The organism is Candidatus Magnetobacterium casense, from assembly GCF_019173545.1.
Lineage (GTDB): Bacteria > Nitrospirota > Thermodesulfovibrionia > Thermodesulfovibrionales > Magnetobacteriaceae > Magnetobacterium > Magnetobacterium cryptolimnobacter.
The window spans coordinates 1-17960 of the sequence record NZ_JABXWD010000025.1; the positions used below are offsets into that span (position 1 = coordinate 1).

General features: G+C 46.7%; 16 protein-coding genes. 4 read left to right on the forward strand and 12 right to left on the reverse strand.

Annotated elements, in window-relative coordinates:
• Positions 1-267: 267 nt before the first annotated feature.
• From HWQ67_RS02565 to HWQ67_RS02605, 9 genes are all read right to left on the reverse strand, one after another.
• Complete coding sequence (locus HWQ67_RS02565) at positions 268-2481, reverse strand: CHASE2 domain-containing protein (RefSeq protein WP_218251079.1); 2214 nt, start codon at positions 2479-2481, stop codon at positions 268-270.
• Positions 2468-3079, reverse strand: coding sequence for a hypothetical protein (locus HWQ67_RS02570; RefSeq protein WP_218251080.1), 612 nt, complete (start codon positions 3077-3079; stop codon positions 2468-2470). Before HWQ67_RS02570 ends, HWQ67_RS02565 begins: the two co-directional genes overlap by 14 nt.
• The gene (locus tag HWQ67_RS02575; protein WP_218251081.1) at positions 3048-3566 is read right to left on the reverse strand and encodes an archaeosortase/exosortase family protein; all 519 of its coding nucleotides are present in this window, start codon (positions 3564-3566) and stop codon (positions 3048-3050) included. The genes HWQ67_RS02570 and HWQ67_RS02575 overlap by 32 nt, the downstream gene beginning before the upstream one ends.
• Positions 3567-3590: 24 nt before the next feature.
• On the reverse strand, positions 3591-5264 hold the full coding sequence (locus HWQ67_RS02580; RefSeq protein WP_218251082.1) for a GMC oxidoreductase: 1674 nt from the start codon (positions 5262-5264) through the stop codon (positions 3591-3593).
• Complete coding sequence (locus tag HWQ67_RS02585) at positions 5261-5779, reverse strand: gluconate 2-dehydrogenase subunit 3 family protein (RefSeq protein WP_218251083.1); 519 nt, start codon at positions 5777-5779, stop codon at positions 5261-5263. The genes HWQ67_RS02580 and HWQ67_RS02585 overlap by 4 nt, the downstream gene beginning before the upstream one ends.
• 34 nt (positions 5780-5813) lie before the next feature.
• Positions 5814-6038, reverse strand: coding sequence for a hypothetical protein (locus HWQ67_RS02590; RefSeq protein ID WP_218251084.1), 225 nt, complete (start codon positions 6036-6038; stop codon positions 5814-5816).
• Between the two features lie 79 nt (positions 6039-6117).
• Positions 6118-6765: an OmpA family protein gene (locus HWQ67_RS02595; RefSeq protein WP_218251085.1), complete on the reverse strand. Its 648-nt coding sequence runs from the start codon at positions 6763-6765 to the stop codon at positions 6118-6120.
• A gap of 14 nt (positions 6766-6779) precedes the next feature.
• The gene (locus HWQ67_RS02600) at positions 6780-7217 is read right to left on the reverse strand and encodes a FecR family protein (protein WP_218251086.1); all 438 of its coding nucleotides are present in this window, start codon (positions 7215-7217) and stop codon (positions 6780-6782) included.
• 56 nt (positions 7218-7273) lie between these two features.
• On the reverse strand, positions 7274-7807 hold the full coding sequence (locus HWQ67_RS02605; protein WP_218251087.1) for a thermonuclease family protein: 534 nt from the start codon (positions 7805-7807) through the stop codon (positions 7274-7276).
• A gap of 284 nt (positions 7808-8091) precedes the next feature.
• Here HWQ67_RS02605 and HWQ67_RS02610 point away from each other — a divergent pair, with 284 nt between their 5' ends.
• On the forward strand, positions 8092-9711 hold the full coding sequence (locus tag HWQ67_RS02610) for a sensor histidine kinase (RefSeq protein WP_218251088.1): 1620 nt from the start codon (positions 8092-8094) through the stop codon (positions 9709-9711).
• A gap of 2 nt (positions 9712-9713) precedes the next feature.
• Positions 9714-11372: a histidine kinase dimerization/phosphoacceptor domain -containing protein gene (locus HWQ67_RS02615; RefSeq protein WP_218251089.1), complete on the forward strand. Its 1659-nt coding sequence runs from the start codon at positions 9714-9716 to the stop codon at positions 11370-11372.
• Here the strand turns inward: HWQ67_RS02615 and bioD are convergent.
• Both bioD and HWQ67_RS02625 read right to left on the reverse strand, forming a co-directional pair.
• Entirely contained in the window at positions 11369-12046 is a 678-nt protein-coding gene (bioD, locus tag HWQ67_RS02620) for a dethiobiotin synthase (RefSeq protein ID WP_218251090.1), read from the reverse strand. The two genes, HWQ67_RS02615 and bioD, sit on opposite strands and share 4 nt — an antisense overlap.
• A 112-nt stretch (positions 12047-12158) precedes the next feature.
• On the reverse strand, positions 12159-13370 hold the full coding sequence (locus HWQ67_RS02625) for an anaerobic nitric oxide reductase flavorubredoxin (RefSeq protein WP_218251091.1): 1212 nt from the start codon (positions 13368-13370) through the stop codon (positions 12159-12161).
• Between the two features lie 353 nt (positions 13371-13723).
• On the opposite strand from HWQ67_RS02625, the gene HWQ67_RS02630 reads away from it, so the two are divergent.
• Both HWQ67_RS02630 and HWQ67_RS02635 read left to right on the forward strand, forming a co-directional pair.
• Positions 13724-14467: a hypothetical protein gene (locus tag HWQ67_RS02630; protein ID WP_218251092.1), complete on the forward strand. Its 744-nt coding sequence runs from the start codon at positions 13724-13726 to the stop codon at positions 14465-14467.
• A gap of 10 nt (positions 14468-14477) precedes the next feature.
• Complete coding sequence (locus HWQ67_RS02635) at positions 14478-15200, forward strand: Crp/Fnr family transcriptional regulator (protein WP_218251093.1); 723 nt, start codon at positions 14478-14480, stop codon at positions 15198-15200.
• A gap of 151 nt (positions 15201-15351) precedes the next feature.
• On the opposite strand, the gene gspD is transcribed toward HWQ67_RS02635, so the two are convergent.
• Positions 15352-17721, reverse strand: a complete 2370-nt coding sequence (gene gspD, locus HWQ67_RS02640; protein WP_218251094.1) for a type II secretion system secretin GspD — start codon at positions 17719-17721, stop codon at positions 15352-15354.
• Between the last annotated feature and the right edge of the window lie 239 nt (positions 17722-17960).

Genomic DNA, 17960 nt, shown 5'->3' on the forward strand with positions numbered 1-17960 from the left:
TTTTTTGAAATTTTTTTTTAGCTTAACACCTACAGTGGTTAGAGGAGGGATTCTCCACAAAGAATGGCTTTATTGGCAGGATTGCATTCTTAGCTTAACACCTATGGGGTCTGGACCCCTTGCGGGGGGTTCTAAAGGGGGTCAGGTGCGACTTTTATGGCAGGGGTGCCTCACCCCCTGGAGCGCCAAGAAGCGGAGCCGCCCCTTTCTTGTTCTTCTGGTCAAATGCAACTGGCCCTGGCGTTGGAGCAGGCAGCCCTGCAAGGACTACTTGATCGTGTGGGTAAAGACCTTGTCCCAGGTTTTATCGGGCACGTTCATCTGGAAATAGTTGCAACGTCTCCTGTAGAGGTCATACAAGACCACCTGACGATACCCGGTCATAAGTTTTGAGAACATCTGTCCCGCTCCAACAAAGTCCAAGGCATAGTACATATTCAGTGCCCCGGTAAACAGGGCAAGTTCCTCCTCAAGCTCCTCGGCCTGCTTTGCCGGGTAAGCCGTATACAACGTCACCGGTTGTTGTTTACCCTTGACCCTGACCCTGTCAATCTCAACGAATCTGAACCTGCTACCAGATTGCGCCTCAACACTGCCCTGTATTGCGTCACTGACCAGGAGGCTCAGACCGTAGGTCTTGGTAAGGCCCTCGATGCGTGAGGCGAGATTGACGTTGTCTCCGATTATCGTGTAGTTGAAGAGGTCTTGCGACCCCATGTTGCCCACCATGGCCACACCGCTGTGCAGGCCAATGCCAATCTGTAGTTCCAGACCAAAACGGCCATTGAAGTCAACGTTTAACCTCTCAAGTTCGCTCAACATCTCCAAAGCAGCCGTCACCGCACAGCTCTGATGGTTGTCAACACTTACGGGGGCGTTCCAAAAGGCCATGATGGCATCCCCGATAAACTTGTCCAGGGTACCCTTGTTGCCCTTGACAATGCCCGTCATGGGAGTAAAATACCCCATTAATAGTGCACTGATATCGGTAGGGGACATTCGTTCACTGATGGCGGTGAAGCCCCGTATATCGCTAAACAGTATAGAGACGGGCCTCTCCTCTCCCTGAAGCGTCAGTTGTTGGGGGTTTTTGACAAGCTCGTCAACCACGGCCCCTGAGACGTACTTGGAAAACGCATGGTGGAGAAAACGTCTGTCGGACTCCTCCTTCCTGAACTTCAGGATAGTCAGTACCATGAAATTATTGTTTAATGCCAAAAGCGGCACAAGCGGTGAGAGATAAACCCCCTTGGCAAGCATAATGCCTTTGGAGCCAAACCATAACGCCGGTATTAGCAGTAGCAGGACAGGGACGCTCTTGTAAATTCTCAGGTATGCAAAGAGCGCCGTTGACACAAGCCCCACAAGCAATGTTATCAAGACCTCGGCACCAATTGCCCAACCCGGTTTAACAATAAAGTCACCCGCCAGTATGGTGTCTACAACCGTGGCATGGACCTCAACGCCGGGGTAGAACTGATCAAATGGCGTTGAGCGGATATCCATTAATCCCAACGCTGATGAACCCACAAAGGCAACCTTACCCTCAAGGGCATCCGGTGGCAGGTTGCCGAGCATAACGTCTGCGGCTGAATAGAACGGAAAGGTCTTGCGCCCCCCCCTGTAGTGGATGAGCATGTTACCGGTGGCATCAACGGGGATGGTTATCCCGCCTGCACGAATGGATTCGATGCCGTTTCTGTCGCGCTTTATAATCACCTGATCGGTGCCCGCACTGTAGAGAAACGTGGCAAGGGCCAGGTTTGGGTAGTACCTTCCCTGCCGCTGTGTCACAAGGGGCACCCTGCGAAATATGCCGTCCCGATCGCTTGCCGCATTAAAAAATCCGGAAGCCTTTGCCGCCTCCGATAGTACCGGCAGGTTACAGAGCACGTCTTTTGGCTCGTTGTTGGTCTGCTGCATACTGTCTGTAGTATCAATTGTAGCTGCATTTAAGGGATGCAAGAGACATTCCTGTTTATGCTTGTCGGGTTGGCCCTCAAAGATGAATTTGTAGCCGAGGACAAAGGGGCCATGTGTCAGCGTGTTTGCCAACACCTTGTCGTAATCCATCAGGGCATCGGGTATGTTGGTGAAACCAACATCGAGGTCGAGATCGGTCTTGAGGGTGTGCTTCAGGATTGATGGCGATGTGCGGTCTCGCTCTGAAAACACTATGTCGATACCAACTGCCGATACTCCAAGCGACTTTAACCGCTCAAGCAAGAGCGCAACCCTGTAACGCGGCCATGGCCACTGCCCGTATTGCAGCATACTCTTGTCGTCTATGTCGATGATAACCGGCACACCGCTTGTCTTATCGGAATGTACAGATATCAGAATGGTATCATAGAGCTTACCGCTTATGAATTTTATAAAGACAGGCGGGTAGATGACAATCAGCGTACATAAGATTGAAAGTCCTATCCCCAGAAGAAGCAAATGCAGGTTCTTCCCCCTGGCTGTTTCAGGGTTCCACATTACAGGTTGTTTCCGTAGATCGAAATCTGCTATAAATATATATAGCCATAAGGAATGGTTCAAATCTTAATATCATTGCTTCAAGGAATTCGTACAGTAACTTGTCTATACCTAATAAAAACATTCCTAACGTGTCTGTAGTATAAATACCGGCTTTGATAAGATAGTCAACAAGATAAAACACACCACCGAAATATAGATAACATAGATGGATAAAGACAACTAAAAATAACGATTCTACTACCACTCTACCTCTTTTTCTTATATGCGGCAACAGAGTTACAACAATTGCCATTGTTAAAGGCATATTATAAGTATAAGCAAAAGTATTAGTAGATAGATGAAATCTCTTTTTATAAACATATCTTACAGGTTCAAATGTTGACTTTGCCATGCCATTTTCCGTGTCGATTTTAATAAAGTTAATTCCTCCAACAGTTAATGATGCAAGAGTTAATGATATATGTGTAAGTCCTGTTGCATAGTAATTCTTTAACCAAATCCAGACAGGTAACAGGAGCAAAAAGGATACTAAGAACATTGATACGGTTCTTAGGTAAAGCCCCCTATTTAGAGAGTAACCTGTTTTTTGCGACATAGCTCGAAAACATGAAGAATAAGGCGAGAGATATGGCAATCATAATCCCCTGCGCAACATAAAAATGAACGACATCGAATATCTCTTTAAAGTATATCCCCGTAAGACCCAGAGCAACTATTCTTATGATATTGAGTAACTGTATAATAAAAAATCCTGTAACTATTCCCACTAACCTCTGCATCCAGGTAGCAGGATAGGCTACTATCGCAATGGAATAAATCATCACGGATTCAAGACCACTACAGCCAAATTTCACCTCCATAGCAAATGTGGACAATCTCAGGATGCTGCCGTTGCACGAAGATGGAATGTTTAAGAGATATAGAACCTTTGACGTCATAATGACTATAATCTCATTGTATACTTTATTTACATCAAAGACGTTTTTTATAACATTTAATCCCATTAACAGAAAAAATAAAAACATCAGTGTCACATAAACAAACACAAAACGTCTTATATTAAAAGCATCATCTTTGTTCAAACTCAAGTAAAAAACCTCCCGGATTCAATATTTATTCTTAAGTTCATCGATATATTCAGCCGTTCTGATGGCTAATGCTTCAATTGTCAGACTCGGGGATTCTCCGCCACCCGAGCTTGGAAATACGCTGCTATCGACAACGAAAAGATTACGCCAGCGATGGCTTTGACAAAACGGGTTTACTACCGAGTCTTCGGGCCTGTCACCCATTTTGCAAGTGCCAAAGACGTGGGTAGAGTTGAAGTTATCGTAGGTGCTGTAGACTTCCGTAATATTGCTTACACCAGAGGCAACGAGGATTTCGCAAGACGTATTAAGCATAAACTCTAGTCTCAGTAAATCCATTTCGCCGATAAATGAATGAATCCGTGGCAATGATAAACCAAATTCATCCTTTTTAAGCGGGTCGAGGTCCACGTAGGAGTAGTCATTGGGTATGAATTCACCAATGGCTCCAACGGCTAACAAATTTCCAAAATTCCTCCGCATCTGTTGTTTATGTTCCTTGCCCCACCCCTTTACAGCCCTTTGAGCATAACTGATGGGACCATAAAACCCCAGTTCCAAGGTAGAGTGAGTGAAACGACATCCGCCTGTCACACCTTTTATAGCGTCAGGGTTGTTGTAGTCCCAACAAATTGCATCCGCCGCTGTAGCGCGATAACTCTTCAACTGCTCCGGATGCAAGCCGGATACACCGCAATAAAGGGTTTCCATGAAGTTTCTGCCAACCATGCCGGATTCATTACACAAGCCATCGGGGGCATAACGATTCCTTGACAATAACAAAAGTCGGGGGGTTTCCACTGCCCCACATGAAACAATAAAAACATGACCTCTCTCCCTTTGAAAGTCTCCATTAGCATCTATGTAATGCACTTCCTTTATCCTATCATCCGAGGCGGCCTCAATGTGTACAACGCTGCATAAAGTTTTGAGCCTGCAGTAACCGGAATCTAATGCCTTGCGTACAAAGGTAACGTCAGCACTTCCCTTGTCCATCCGTTGGCATCCAAGTTGACAACATCCACAGTAATTACACAAAGGTCGCCCATCGTAAGACTCTGACAGGATGGCAAGTGAATTCGGAACAAAACTCAAACCAAGTTTAAGTGCGCCATTTCTTATTTTTGATCCCCCGTAGCTTATCTTGTGTGCAGCAAGCGGGTAAGGTTTACTGCGATACCGCATCGAGTCTCCATCTGAAGCCCCCGATACCCCTATAGTGTCTTCGGCAATACAATAGTAGCGTTCAATTTCGTCGTAATCAAACGGCCAATCAGATGCAACACCAAAATGGCTCTTTAGCTTCATTGCCTTGGGGTTTAATCTATGGGCTTCGCCACTAAATGTCAGTGTGCTGCCCCCTACTCCTCTTATATGGTGATACTTACCTTTTGCTCTGTAGTTGGTATTGTTCACCTTGCCAAGAGCATTGTTAACACTTGAGAGGTTCCTGAATCTCTCATCCAGTTTTTGCATTGAACCAAACGTATATTTACCCTTGTGCTCCCCTTTTTCCGGAAAACCCTCTTGTTCCCATTGAGGTTTATCTGAAACATAATCTGTCATAGGATTATACGTGGGGCCAGACTCAAGCATAAGTACCCTGAGTTTTCGCCTTGAAAGCGCCCATGCAGCAGTGGCACCGCCAGCCCCAGTTCCTACAACGATAGCGTCAAAGGCAGGCTCATTCATAAGCCGAAACCGGGCGGGCTTGAATGATCGGGAAATCCTGAAGGCTGTGGCGGGCCATCATAGCCAATGGATTTCCAACTCAGAGGATTGCCGTAGTAATAAAAAAATGCATCTCTGCGCAACCTTTCAAAAAAAAATCTCGGTAACGATCCCTCTAAATTCTCTGCAGCAATGGAGACTATCTTCTGGCGCATGCCTTCATCCAAAAGATAAAACTGTCTGATGTTGAACAATTTCTTGGCTTGTTTATCAAGCCAATCACAGCCCCTCCCCAGGAGTACAAGAAACTTTCTATCTCCTGCTGACTTACCCAAGATCGCCATATCCACCTCAAGAGCGGATGCCGAAGGACTCTCATCGGCAGGGATAATGACATCAAGAAAGGCTTTAAGCGTTTGTCTCTTGTCCTCTGTTAACCTGGCTGGTAGATAATCTCTTTTTAAAGCGTACCCTGAATATCCAAGTAAGCAAACACCCGTGATAGCTCTTAGAAAATCCCTTCGGCTATATCTCATTAAAGGATTTTATACACCACCCCTGTAATGAATATTATTTACCGCTTCTTGCCCTGAGCAGCATATAAACCCCGCCGACCCCGGCAGCCACGGCATACAGCCCTTGCCCTACATCACCCATTACAGGTACTGGTACTGGTGCCACTCCAGCCATTGTTGGTGCAACCCACAATAAGGTGTTAAGCAGTGAAAAGAAAATAGCTGCAGCTAACAACAAGAAACGACGCCTCAATGTCTTACGGTTTTTCTCGTGACTCATTTCGTCTCCTCCTAATTTTTTAGTTTTACAGAAAAATCAATGCTACAATGAAATTATTTCTTCACCAAACTGATGTGGATCAGCGGATGGTGACCTCTACACGACGGTTGAGTGGCTCATCTACGCTGTCTGCCGTTGGTACAATGGGGTTGTCCTTTCCGTGCGACTCGATTTCAAGGTTTGCCGGGTCCACTCCGTGTTCCGTTAAATACTTGCTAACGCTCTGTGCTCGCTTGAGGGATAGCTTGTAGTTGTATTCCTTGGAACCGGATGTATCCGTGTGTCCAATTACGCTGATATCCGTTGATTGCAGCCTGCGTACTGCCTCCAGCACCTTTGGTAATAACGCTACTGATTCCTTTGATAACTCCACGGAATCGTGTTTAAAGTGTATCATAAACCTTTCAGGGGCATTAGGCAGTGCGTTTAAGGCGCTGCCAAATATCTCCTGTATCTGTTGAGGTTGCATTTCCTGGGGCTGACCTGGGGCGGTATTGGCATCCCTCACCCCCGTGAAGTGATCAGCGCTGTCGATCACCTGTACGCCACCGCTGTTTGACACCTCAATGCTGCCGACCTTGCCATCGTCAGACAACAGGGTAAATATGGCGGCATTTTTTACCGGTTCCGGTTTGACTTCCTCCTTCTTTACCTCTTTTGCACATGACACAAAGACGGCTAGGACGGATAGTAAAATCGCCAGTCTGGCACTCAGCTTAGAAAGCATAGTTGATTGCAATTTCATTCCTCTATCTGGACGGCGAACTTCGTGCCCCTGATGCCGAGCGTTGCAAGGGGTGTTTCAAACCTCACGGACTTTGGCGACAACTTACCGATCATCCCCGTCACACACGTGGCCGTCCCCTTGCTCATTCGTGTAACGAGGGCATACTTTTGCTCCCTCGGCGAAAACACGAAATCGTCAAAGACTATCTTGCTTTTGGGGCCAAGCGATACCCGCGTGTCATCCCGGAGGATTACTCCCACGGCGCCATCATCTCCGGTTTCCAGGGCATCATTTTTAAACACCTTGCTCCCGGCAGTTGCAGGTATGACACCCTCTGCACGTATGACGGACACCTTGCCTCCGACAGTCTTGATACTGCCTATTGTATCAGCAGCATACAGGCCCACAGGTATAAACACAAACAGCAATGTCAGCAATTTAATCCGTATCATTAATAATAGTATACACGAGATATTTGTTTCTGTCAAGTCCGTTGTTGGCATGAATTTTATTTGTCCTTGTGTTTTGAGCGGGTCCTGAACTCCCATGGTGGTTGCGGTTTTTTATCTTGCCACAGGCCGGCTCGTGCAGCTATGGCATGTTGCTGGGCTTTGAGGTAACTTTCCGTGTATGGCGCCTTGAGGTAGTGCTTGTACGCCCAGGCATAACCAAGCTCTATCATCCGGAGATTTATATCTTTGTTGCTCAATCTCAGCACACAGACCTCACGATTATAGGTCTTGTCACCGGTTAAGGTTACCTCTACCTCTTTGCCCAGTACAAGTTGCTCCAGAGCTTTAGCTGCTTCTGTGGCATAGGGTTGACCCGGGACATTGCGCTTGGGCGTCTCAGGGGAATCGATACCGTACAGCCTGCATGTGTAAGATTGCCTCCCAAGACCGGGAGATAAGACAACGGTATCGCCATCCTTTACCCGCACAACCTTTTCCATGTTGTATTGCTTCTTTGTGGACACCTTCTCAGACATATTGCATCTGTTGTACGACAGCGATAACAGCATCAGGGTAACTAAAGATGCCATTACTGCCTTGCCATTCTTGTGTCCCGCTTTCTTCCTTTTAGCCAATTCGGAATGTAGTTTAAAACAATTACCGGAATATGTCAACAATTCAGCCAAATACGCCCTGCCAGTGTTGCCTCACGTAAGGAACTATACGAGGTTTATTATAATTTCGTATAGATTTTTATGTGAGGCAACGAGTCTTACTTCGTATAGATTTTAGATGAGGCAATTCGGCTTCTTGTAATAAGTTGCACGTATATGTTAATCTTACAGACGATGACATTACTACGGTATAAATGCCAATGAAGGCATCAGATTTCCTATTGGCCTTGAGGGAACTACCGTCGGATGCCGAAGTGAAAGTAATAACCTACGGTGCCGGCGGCGATGTTGTAGAGCACGAAACAATAGCGGTCACAACCGGTAACAACTTCGATCACGCTACGTTAAACATAGTCATAGACTGCTCAAAAAGAGGTGTCGTTCCCACGACCGAGGGCATATTACCTGCACAGTCGCAATCCATAGAAGAACTGGCTGCCTTTGATTTCAGATTAATGACCCTGCTGAATTCAACCTCCGACATAATATTTTTCAAGGATTCCGACAGACGCTTCATCCTGTTTAACAACGCATTTAAGACATTCGTTGGCCTGGACGATGAGGACATCAAAGGCCATACCGCCGATCACTTCTTTCCCCCTACCCTGGCAGATGATATCAGAAAAAACGACGAAACCGTACTACATACCGGCAAGATAATCCACGCAGAACATATGTTCACAGACGAGACCGGTAATACCTACCATTATACGGTCAACACCCCCGTCTTTGATGGCAACGGCACCATAAAAGGTCTTCTCGGTATAAGCAGGGACATAACGGAAATGAAGGTATGCGAAATACAAACCTCCATCAGCGAAAAAAAGCACCGGACCCTGGTAGAAAATACCCAGGACATCATAATCAGCTATGATGCCAACTATATTTGTCAATATGTAAACCCGTCGTTCAGGAGACATTTCCAGACAACCACCGAGGAGTTCGTTGGCAAGTCTATCGATGCCATGCATGCAATGATTGGCAGTGCAGAGGCGGACACACGATTGTGGAGAGAGACGCTGCAAAAGGCTATGGACACCGGATGTCAGCAGGATATCTCCATTGAGATGAAGACGCTGCTTGGCACCTTCTTTTTCGACAACAGGTTGTTCCCTGAAAAGGCCCAGGACGGCACAGTACATAGCATCGTTGTGGTCGGACGTGATATCACAAAACAAAAGGCAATGGAAAAGGAAATGCTGATAGCCCTCAAAGACAAAACCTTACTCCTTAAGGAGATACATGACAGGGTAAAAAACAACCTACAGATCATATCAAGCCTGATGAGCCTGAGTGCTGAAAGAATTTCGGACAAGATCGTTCTGAACATCTTCAACGACATATATCTTCGCATACGGGCAATGGCGATCATCCATGAAAAGCTGTACAAGTCTACGGATATGTCAAAGCTCAACTTTGCCGAGTTCGTTGAGGACATAGTGGGGGAGATAATACACTCCTATGAGGTATACTATGCCATATCTGATGTCAGAATAGACGTAAAGATTGAATTCCTTGACATAAACATGGCGGTGCCATGTGGACTGGTGATTTGTGAGCTTGTCTCAAATGCCGTGAAATATGCCTTCCCTGATGAATTCAAGGGTACAATCTCTGTCTTATTCAGGGAGACGGATGGCAAATATGTCCTGACGATTGGCGACAATGGGGTAGGTATGCCTAACGGGATTGATAACGTGTTGAATAAATCGTTTGGATTAATCCTGGTGCATGACTTGGTGACAAGAAAACTGAAAGGGAAAATAGATGTAAACAGGACTGTCGGAACAGTATACATAATAACTTGGGAGAAAATATAAATTTGCTTACAGATGGCGATATACTGATAGTTGACAGTGGCAACAAGATAGCGACTGCCGTTAAGGAGTCGCTTGTCTGTGGTTATACCAATATCTGCACTGTGAGTTCGTTGGCAGAGGCATTGCAGATATTGGAAACAAGGAAAATAGACGTTGTACTTACGGATATAGGGACAATCTCTGCGGAGGGTCAGGGATTAATCGGTGAAGTCTTAAGGGTTCAACCCAATGCACGTTGTATGGTAGTCAGCGGATATGACGATGCAATGACGGTCTTGGCCACGCTCATGGAAGCCCCCGGAAGGGTCAGGCAAGAGCTGCACTTTACCTCGGCCATCACAAGGGTTACGCAATCTTTGTTGAACCCTAACCTGACATTTTATGATATAGCAAAGACAGTCGAAAGAGAAAGCCTGATCCTCACGGAAAGCACACACTGCATAGTATCAATTATAGATGAGGCTACCGGAGATAACTTTGCCATCACCTTGACCGACATGATGGATAAAACATGTAGAATAGCACGGGAAAAGCAGCAGACAATATTTCCTAAGGGCGCTCAGGGGTACAATGCTCTATGGGGGTACTCCTTGAACACAAAAGAAGGGTTTTATACGAATGCCCCACAAAGTCACTCTGCCTTTAAGAACTGTGCCCCGGAAGGCCACATCCATATAAAGAGATTCCTATCTGTTCCGGCAGTGAGCAAGGATAGGTTGGCAGGACAGATAGCCCTTGCCAATTCAACCAGAGATTACACCGACAACGACCTGAAAATGATAACCCAACTGGCAGCCGTATACGCCGTTGCCATAGAACGTAAACACATCGAAGAACAGCAAGAGGAACTGAAAAACCACGTGCTCATATATGCCGACCACCTTGAAGACCTTGTCCATGAGCGTACCCAAAAACTGAGCATCGCCAACGAACAACTCACACAAGAGATAAATAGACGTGAAATGATAGAGCAGGAGATCACCACGGCGCTCAAAGACAAGACCATGCTTCTGAAGGAAATCCATCACAGGGTAAAAAACAACCTCCAGATTATCTCCAGCCTGCTGAGTCTGCAGGCAGAGAGTATCACCGACAAAAAACTCCTCGGCATCTTTCAGGACAGCCTCAATCGCATTAAGTCAATGGCCCTGATCCACGAACACCTGTATAAGTCCACGGATATGTCCAAGCTCGATTTCTCCGAGTACATAGAGGACATGACACGTGATATACTCTTCTCCTATGGCAATTATACCTCCGGGATCCCGCAACTCAGGTTAAATATAACTGTTGACTATCTTGATACCGACATAGCGATTCCCTGTGGTCTGGTTATATGTGAACTTGTGTCCAACTCTATGAAGTACGCATTTACCAACAACCAGAAGGGTGAAATCAGTATAAGCTTCAGCCGTAACATAGAGCAGCCTGCAACGGTAAAGAACCAGGAGTATTCCGGAGTAGAAAGGAGAACGGAAGGTGTCTTCGAGCTTGTCGTCAGTGACAATGGCGTAGGATTACCTGAGAACGTTGACGGAAAGGGCGCAAGATCACTGGGACTGATGTTGGTGCGTGACCTGATAACCAGAAAACTGAAGGGATCAATAGAGATAGACAAAACCAATGGTACGACGTTTAAAATGGTATGGGGCAAACGCTAGTCAAGACATAACACACCTGTAAGTGTCTCCAGGGTGGTACGGTCTATCTTTTCGATAAACGGCACGGTTGCAATGACATCCAGGGGACTTAGTTGCTTTATGACGTCGGGGTTTGTCGTGTTTGCGACCTTGCCATCGGGACAGACGTTGTGATTAATAATCACTCCGGCTGTTTCGATCCCGCGACTGCGCAACAGCTCAACAGACAACATGGTATGATTGATCGACCCAAGTCCTGCCGATGTGACAAGTATGGCGGGCAGGGCCAGTTCCTTTATCATGTCGCAGACGAAATAGTCTTGTGTTATGGGTACCATCAATCCGCCAATGCCCTCTACGACCACGGCGTCAAAGGTGCTCAACTCTTGAAAACGCCGTCTTATCAGGTCCAGATCGACCGCCTTACCGCTAATGGCAGCAGCCACCATCGGGGCCAGGGGCAGGGTATATCGCACCGGTGTGATACGGTCTATATCAAGGTCGAGGTTGAGGGTGGTCTTGAGAAACATCCCGTCCCCCGGGACGAGTCTGCCGTTTTCCAGCGTACAGCCGGTTTCTATGGGCTTCATCGCGGCGACCCTTAGACCTCGTTGCTGTAACGCAAGTGCCACAAGGGCTGTAACGATGGTCTTGCCAACGCCCGTGTCCGTGGCTGTGACAAAGAATCCCCTCACAGTGTCATCCTAATTCGGCGTAAAAAAAGGAAGAAAAAAAGGGGGCGGCTTCGCTTCTTTGTCGCTCCAGGAGGGGGCGCTGCCCCCTTGACCCCTTCAAGGTTTTCAATAGCTACTCAGACGCATTTTTCTGTTGGTTTACATGGAGAGCGAATTCCCTGCCAAAGGCTATGCAATCTTCAATTGCTCTCTTATCAGGATTCCATAATACCTTCATTCCATTGTTAACAATCGTGAACCCACCCTCTTTTAGCCTGTCTGTTATCATCTTTACCGACTCGCCACTCCATCCATATGCCCCGAATGCAGAGGCTTTCTTATTTTTGAAAGCCAAACCCCTTATTTCTTCCAAGATGCCTGCTATAGATGAAAGTATGCCTTTATTGACTGTGGGAGAACCAACCAAGATCGCCTTTGATTTGAAAACTTCAGTGATAATATCATTCTTATCCGATCGTGACACATTATACAACTTTGTAACAACATTTTTGTCCTCCTCTGCAATGCCTTGGGAAATCGCCTCGGCTATCATTGTGGTACCACCCCACATCGTGTCGTATAATATAGTGATTTGGTTTTCTTGATAATCAGCCGCCCACTCCGCATATTTAGTCACAATTTGTAGTGGATTGTCACGCCATATGACGCCGTGACTGGTACATATCATGTCAAGTGGCAGATTCAGACTAACGAATTCATTGATCTTCTTAGCCACTAAGGCGCTAAACGGCGTGAGGATATTCGCATAGTATTTTATACACTCCTGATACAACTCACTACTGTCAACCAGATCGTTAAACATCTGATTCGTAGCATAATGTTGTCCAAAGGCATCATTGCTGAACAGGATATTATCACCTGTTAAATAAACGAACATGCTATCAGGCCAGTGAAGCATCGGAGCCTCAATAAAGATAAGTTCCTTTGTACCTATGTTAAGTCGATCACCTGTCTTGACGATCTTGAAGTTCCAGTCCTGATGATAATTCCCTTTAAGAGATTTAACAGCATTGGCAGTACAGTAAATAGGGGTGTTGGGGATCAGGTTCATAAGTTCAGGCAATGCACCGCTGTGGTCGCACTCGGCATGATTTGCAATAATATAGTCGATGCTAGTTAAATCTACCTCTTTTTGAAGATTATGCACGAATTCCTTGGCAAAGGGTGTCCAGACCGTTTCTATCAGAACAGTTTTCTCATCAACCACCAAGTATGAATTGTAAGTAGACCCCCTGTGCGTCGAGTACTCTTCCCCGTGAAACTTACGTAATTCCCAATCTACCTTACCCAACCACTTTATATTTTGCTTAACAGTAACTCCCATAATAATCTCCTTATGTCTTTGCACTTTTCAGTTTTAAAATAAACTCATATTCAATTGTATCACATGGATACAATTGTTGTCAATTGAGTTAAATGCAACAAACGTGGCATTTTTACGGGGTCAAGGGGACTGACCCCCCTTGCGGGGGGTTCTGAAGGGGGCCAGGAGCGCATTGAGCCGGGGGGCGCTGCCCCCTCCTGGAGCGACAAGAAGCGGAGCCGCCCCTTTCTTTCTTTAAGTATTGCATGCAATCGAAACGCTCTATATATCAAAATTCAGTTTTATCGCATACAAAAAAAAGTGGCTTAAAAAAGGTTATCTGTGCAATAATAGAGAAGTGGTTGCATAAACAAATGGAAGAAAGACATGTGCCAGACAAACAGGAAATCTGCCAACCAGGCAGCCCCTGTGGGACAGGTGGGACAGCTTCACCTATTGATTTCTTTAAGGTATCGGTACGGGGAATCTTTAAAAATGCCCTGATAAGCGGTGCAGTGTTTTTTCTTACGGCGGTTGCCATTCACCATCTTGCCATAAAGCCGCAGGGCACATATCCGCTGGTTAAGGCAACAGAGTCGGCAGCGCTGTTGCTATTTTATTGTTTTACGGGGGCTTTTATGGGGATGGCGTGGGGGTTTATAGCCACCCTTGATACTACTGCGGGGGGACTGCACAGGAGGGTCAGGGATGTCATCGGGCCTATGATTACGGAGATTATCGAAAGCCTGCCTCTGGCGGACAGACCTATCTCCATAGATGTCTTCACCACCGTGGTAGATAAGGTCGTGGAGAGGTTCTCACGCAAGACAGAGGGTGGTTTCAGAATTCTCCCGCCTGTTATAATACTGTCCAGGTTTTTCATCAGGACGATCATGCAATACATCCGGGATTCTCTCATCAGGGAGTTCATAGCAACACTCAAGGACAGGGGGCAGGAGCACTTGACGATTGCCAACGTAGAGGGATTCATAAGAAACAAAATCGTTGACATCGTGGTTGATGCGTTTCGTTGCAGGCTCAATACGATGCGATACGTTATTTGCACGATGGCTCTGGCATTGTTGTTGGGGCCGTTTGTCCTGATTCTGCTGCTTTAAGGGCAATGAGATGAAGGCTTACGCAGAGATTAAAGATGGCAATATTAACAAGTGTCTGACCCTTTTAAGAAAGATCAGGCTGTTTTCGTCTCTGACCGAAGATGAATTACTCAAGGTAATCGACAAGATAAATATCCGGCGTTTTAAAAAGGGTCAAACGGTCATTGAACAAGACGACGCCAATAACTTCATGTACGTGGTTATTGAAGGGTCGGTGAAGGTTATTCAGTTTACCGAGGATGGCAAGGAGATCGTGTTGGCTGCACGTCAGGCCGGGGAGTATTTTGGCGAATTGTCCCTGCTCGATGGCAAGACCACATCGGCCACGGTATCGGCCACCAGTGACTGTGTTGTGGCCATCATATCCAAAGAGACCTTTACTGTGCTGCTATACTCAAGCACAAAGATCATCGATAATCTGTTGCAGACGTTGTGCATGAGGCTGCGAGGGACAATAGAGACAATTCAGATGCTCAACCACCATAACGCCTGTCAACGCCTCAGGTTGTTCTTTGAACAGCTCTCAAAAACATGCGGCCAAAAAACAGACAAGGGAATCATCATCAGCAATAGACTCACACAGCAAGAAATAGCAGACAGCATAGGCCTGGCACGTCAGACCGTTACCGAACTCATGAACGATTGGAAGAGAAAAGAGGAAATCGTAATCCTCAAAGGGAAATCGATACTACTGACGCACAAGTTCATAGAGGAGTTTTTGTATAAGGGCTGAAGCTGTAACAAGCAGGAAGGGGTCAAGGGGGCTGGCCCCCTTGCAGGGGAGGTCTGAGGAGGGGGCGGAGCCGCCCTCCTTCTTTCTTTTCTTAGGGGTGAACTATTGTTATACATGTTTATGCTCTCTTACTTAGTTACGGGGGTGTCTGTTACTGTGGTGGTTGACCGGTCTTTATGGTTTCTCCTGGCTGTGGTATTTTTTCTGTTTTAGGTGTTTCTTCAGGTTTAGGTGTTGCTTCGGGCTGTGATTTGTCTTCGTATGTTTTGATGCTTTTTTGCAGGCCGGTTAGTTTGCCTTTAAAGTCCTCGGTCATCTTGACTGCATCGTCTATGGACTTAACTACGCGGGGGGTTATAATAACAATCAGCTCCGTTTTTTTGACGGTATTCTTGTGATATCCAAATAAATAGCCCAATATGGGTATGTCGCTTAACAGTGGGATGCCCTTGCCGGTGTTATCGGTGCTCTCCTGTATCATGCCACCCATGACAATGCTCTTACCGTCCTGGACTATCATGTTTGTGGAGATGTTACGGGTTGAGATCGTGGGAGAATCGATATTGCTTGAGGAGGCGCCTACGTCTGAGACCTCCTGTGTCACCTCAAGGTTTACCAGACCGCTGTCGTTGATGTGTGGTTTGACCTTGAGAATTACGCCGGTGTCCTTGTACTGGATGGTTCGCTGGATGTTGGTGGTGCCGCTTACGTTTGTTTCCGATGTGGCAATTGCCACCTGATTACCCACCTGAATCTTGGCCTCCTTGTTATCGGCAACCAGTATGTGCGGGGATGAGAGGATGTTCACCGTCGATTTGGATGACAGCATCTGCAACAACCCCTGGACGGCCTGATTGGCATTGAGCGCCGCAAAGGTAAAGGCATTTGTGGACATGGGCTTGGCCGGATCAAACGACAATATATTGGTGCCATATGAGGCCGTCCACGAGTCGAGGTTCTTGTCCTTACCGCCAAAGGAGCTGTTTAAGTACCACTCGACCCCAAACTCCAGGCCCTTGTTAAGCTGCACCTCAATGATCATGGCCTCGATCAGCACCTGACGCGGGACGATGTCTATCTTTTTAATCAGGTCCTCAATGAACATGTAATCCTTTGGCAGGGCCAGTATTATCAGCGAGTTGGTCTTTTCGTCGTAGAATATCCTGGTTTCGTGGGAGACAAATGATGACGCAGATGCGGTGATGGCCTTGGCCTTGGCAGTTGTGGTGGATGTTGTAGTTGTGGATGTTTTCTGACCAAAACCACCAGGACTTGGGGCCGGCGTTGCGGCAGGAGTGGGCGTAGAGCTGGTGCCGGTCTTTTTTGATGACCCGCCGCTGTCAGAGAGTATCTGACCCAGTATCTCCACCACGTGATTTGCGTCGCTGTTTTGCAGCGGATAGACGTAGACCTTCGGCCTCGATCCCTCAAAGACCGTGTCTATTACGCTGACCCATTTCCTGAAATGGTGAATGTACTCATCGTTGGGTGCAATTACAAGGATCGCATTTAGTCTTTCAATTGTCAGGTACTTTATCTTGAGACCTTCCTTGCTGGGGGCGCTCAACAGCGGGAATGCCGATTTAAGCTCCTCCAGGGCATCCTTTATGTTGAGATTCTTAAAGACAAACATCTCCACCTTTACCTCCCTGAAGACGTCGTCGTCAAATATCTCCACAATCTGCAGCAGACGCTTCATGTTCTCATCCGTGTCCGATATCACAATGACGTTTCTGCCGGCAACTTCTGCTATGGTGGCACCGTTTGACAGAAACGGCGTCAGGATGTCTTTCATCTCCTTGGAGCCTACAAAGTTCAACGGCACTATCTGTATCAAAGACAGACCCATGATATTAACATCCTTGGAATTCCTGCCAAAGTTCACCGGTACAGGTTCCTTGCTTATATCGGACAGAGGTATTATCCTGTAAAGTCCCTTCTCCTGCATCACGCTGACCCCGTTGAGTCTGAACACGGTAGATACAATCGGCAACAGGTCCTGCCCTGCCACCGGGGCTGTGGTCTTAAACGTTATCCGTCCCTTTACGCGAGGGTCTATGAGGTAGTTGACCTTCATGATTTCGCCAAAGACCGTGTGTACTATCTCAAAGATATCGGCGTCGTCAAAGAACAGACTGATGTTGTTCTGCAACGGCGGCATATGAGGTGGCGGTGTGGGTGGTGTCTGCGTTATAGGCGGCGCAGGTATCGTCAGAGGCATGGGTGGTGGTGGTGGCAGCACCGGTGCTTTTGTTGGCACAGGAGCAGGGGTTGGCTGCCTGGGAGTTGTTGGGGGTACGTTCTGCGACGGGGTTTTGTTGTCGGCAGCGGGTACTTGCTGCTTGTGAGGAACTGTCGCTGTCGGGTTCTGTGACGGGGTCTTGTTGTCTACCGTTGCCTTGCCCTGTGGTATCGGTGGCATAATTGCCTCGGGTTTAAACCCGAGTGGTTCAACGGCTACTGCTGCCGTTACCGTCAACAGGACAATCACCAGCAGTCTCAACACTGTCGTTGTGCTCATTACAAATCTCTTCATGTCTATCTTAAACAACCCTATTAGGATAAACTATGTCGGTAAAAATTAGCAATAGCAAAATAAATAATTGGAAAACGGCTGTAACTGTCATTCATGCTAAAGCAGGAATCCATGTCTTTACCGTGAAAATCTTATTGAGTTAAGACACAAAACTCCCCCTCACCGTCCATGACAGTTTTTTTTGCGATGATTCTATGTCTTATTCCTTACATATCCAAATTTCT

Excerpts from the sequence above, each read along its gene's own strand:
- HWQ67_RS02600 (WP_218251086.1), bottom strand. The coding sequence starts at position 7,217 with ATGATACGGATTAAATTGCTGACATTGCTGTTTGTGTTTATACCTGTG.
- HWQ67_RS02625 (WP_218251091.1), bottom strand. The coding sequence starts at position 13,370 with ATGGGAGTTACTGTTAAGCAAAATATAAAGTGGTTGGGTAAGGTAGAT.
- HWQ67_RS02630 (WP_218251092.1), top strand. The coding sequence starts at position 13,724 with ATGGAAGAAAGACATGTGCCAGACAAACAGGAAATCTGCCAACCAGGC.
- HWQ67_RS02635 (WP_218251093.1), top strand. The coding sequence starts at position 14,478 with ATGAAGGCTTACGCAGAGATTAAAGATGGCAATATTAACAAGTGTCTG.
- HWQ67_RS02605 (WP_218251087.1), bottom strand. The coding sequence starts at position 7,807 with ATGGCATCTTTAGTTACCCTGATGCTGTTATCGCTGTCGTACAACAGA.
- HWQ67_RS02580 (WP_218251082.1), bottom strand. The coding sequence starts at position 5,264 with ATGAATGAGCCTGCCTTTGACGCTATCGTTGTAGGAACTGGGGCTGGC.
- HWQ67_RS02610 (WP_218251088.1), top strand. The coding sequence starts at position 8,092 with ATGAAGGCATCAGATTTCCTATTGGCCTTGAGGGAACTACCGTCGGAT.
- HWQ67_RS02595 (WP_218251085.1), bottom strand. The coding sequence starts at position 6,765 with ATGCTTTCTAAGCTGAGTGCCAGACTGGCGATTTTACTATCCGTCCTA.
- HWQ67_RS02585 (WP_218251083.1), bottom strand. The coding sequence starts at position 5,779 with ATGAGATATAGCCGAAGGGATTTTCTAAGAGCTATCACGGGTGTTTGC.
- gspD (WP_218251094.1), bottom strand. The coding sequence starts at position 17,721 with ATGAGCACAACGACAGTGTTGAGACTGCTGGTGATTGTCCTGTTGACG.
- HWQ67_RS02590 (WP_218251084.1), bottom strand. The coding sequence starts at position 6,038 with ATGAGTCACGAGAAAAACCGTAAGACATTGAGGCGTCGTTTCTTGTTG.
- HWQ67_RS02565 (WP_218251079.1), bottom strand. The coding sequence starts at position 2,481 with ATGTGGAACCCTGAAACAGCCAGGGGGAAGAACCTGCATTTGCTTCTT.
- HWQ67_RS02570 (WP_218251080.1), bottom strand. The coding sequence starts at position 3,079 with ATGTCGCAAAAAACAGGTTACTCTCTAAATAGGGGGCTTTACCTAAGA.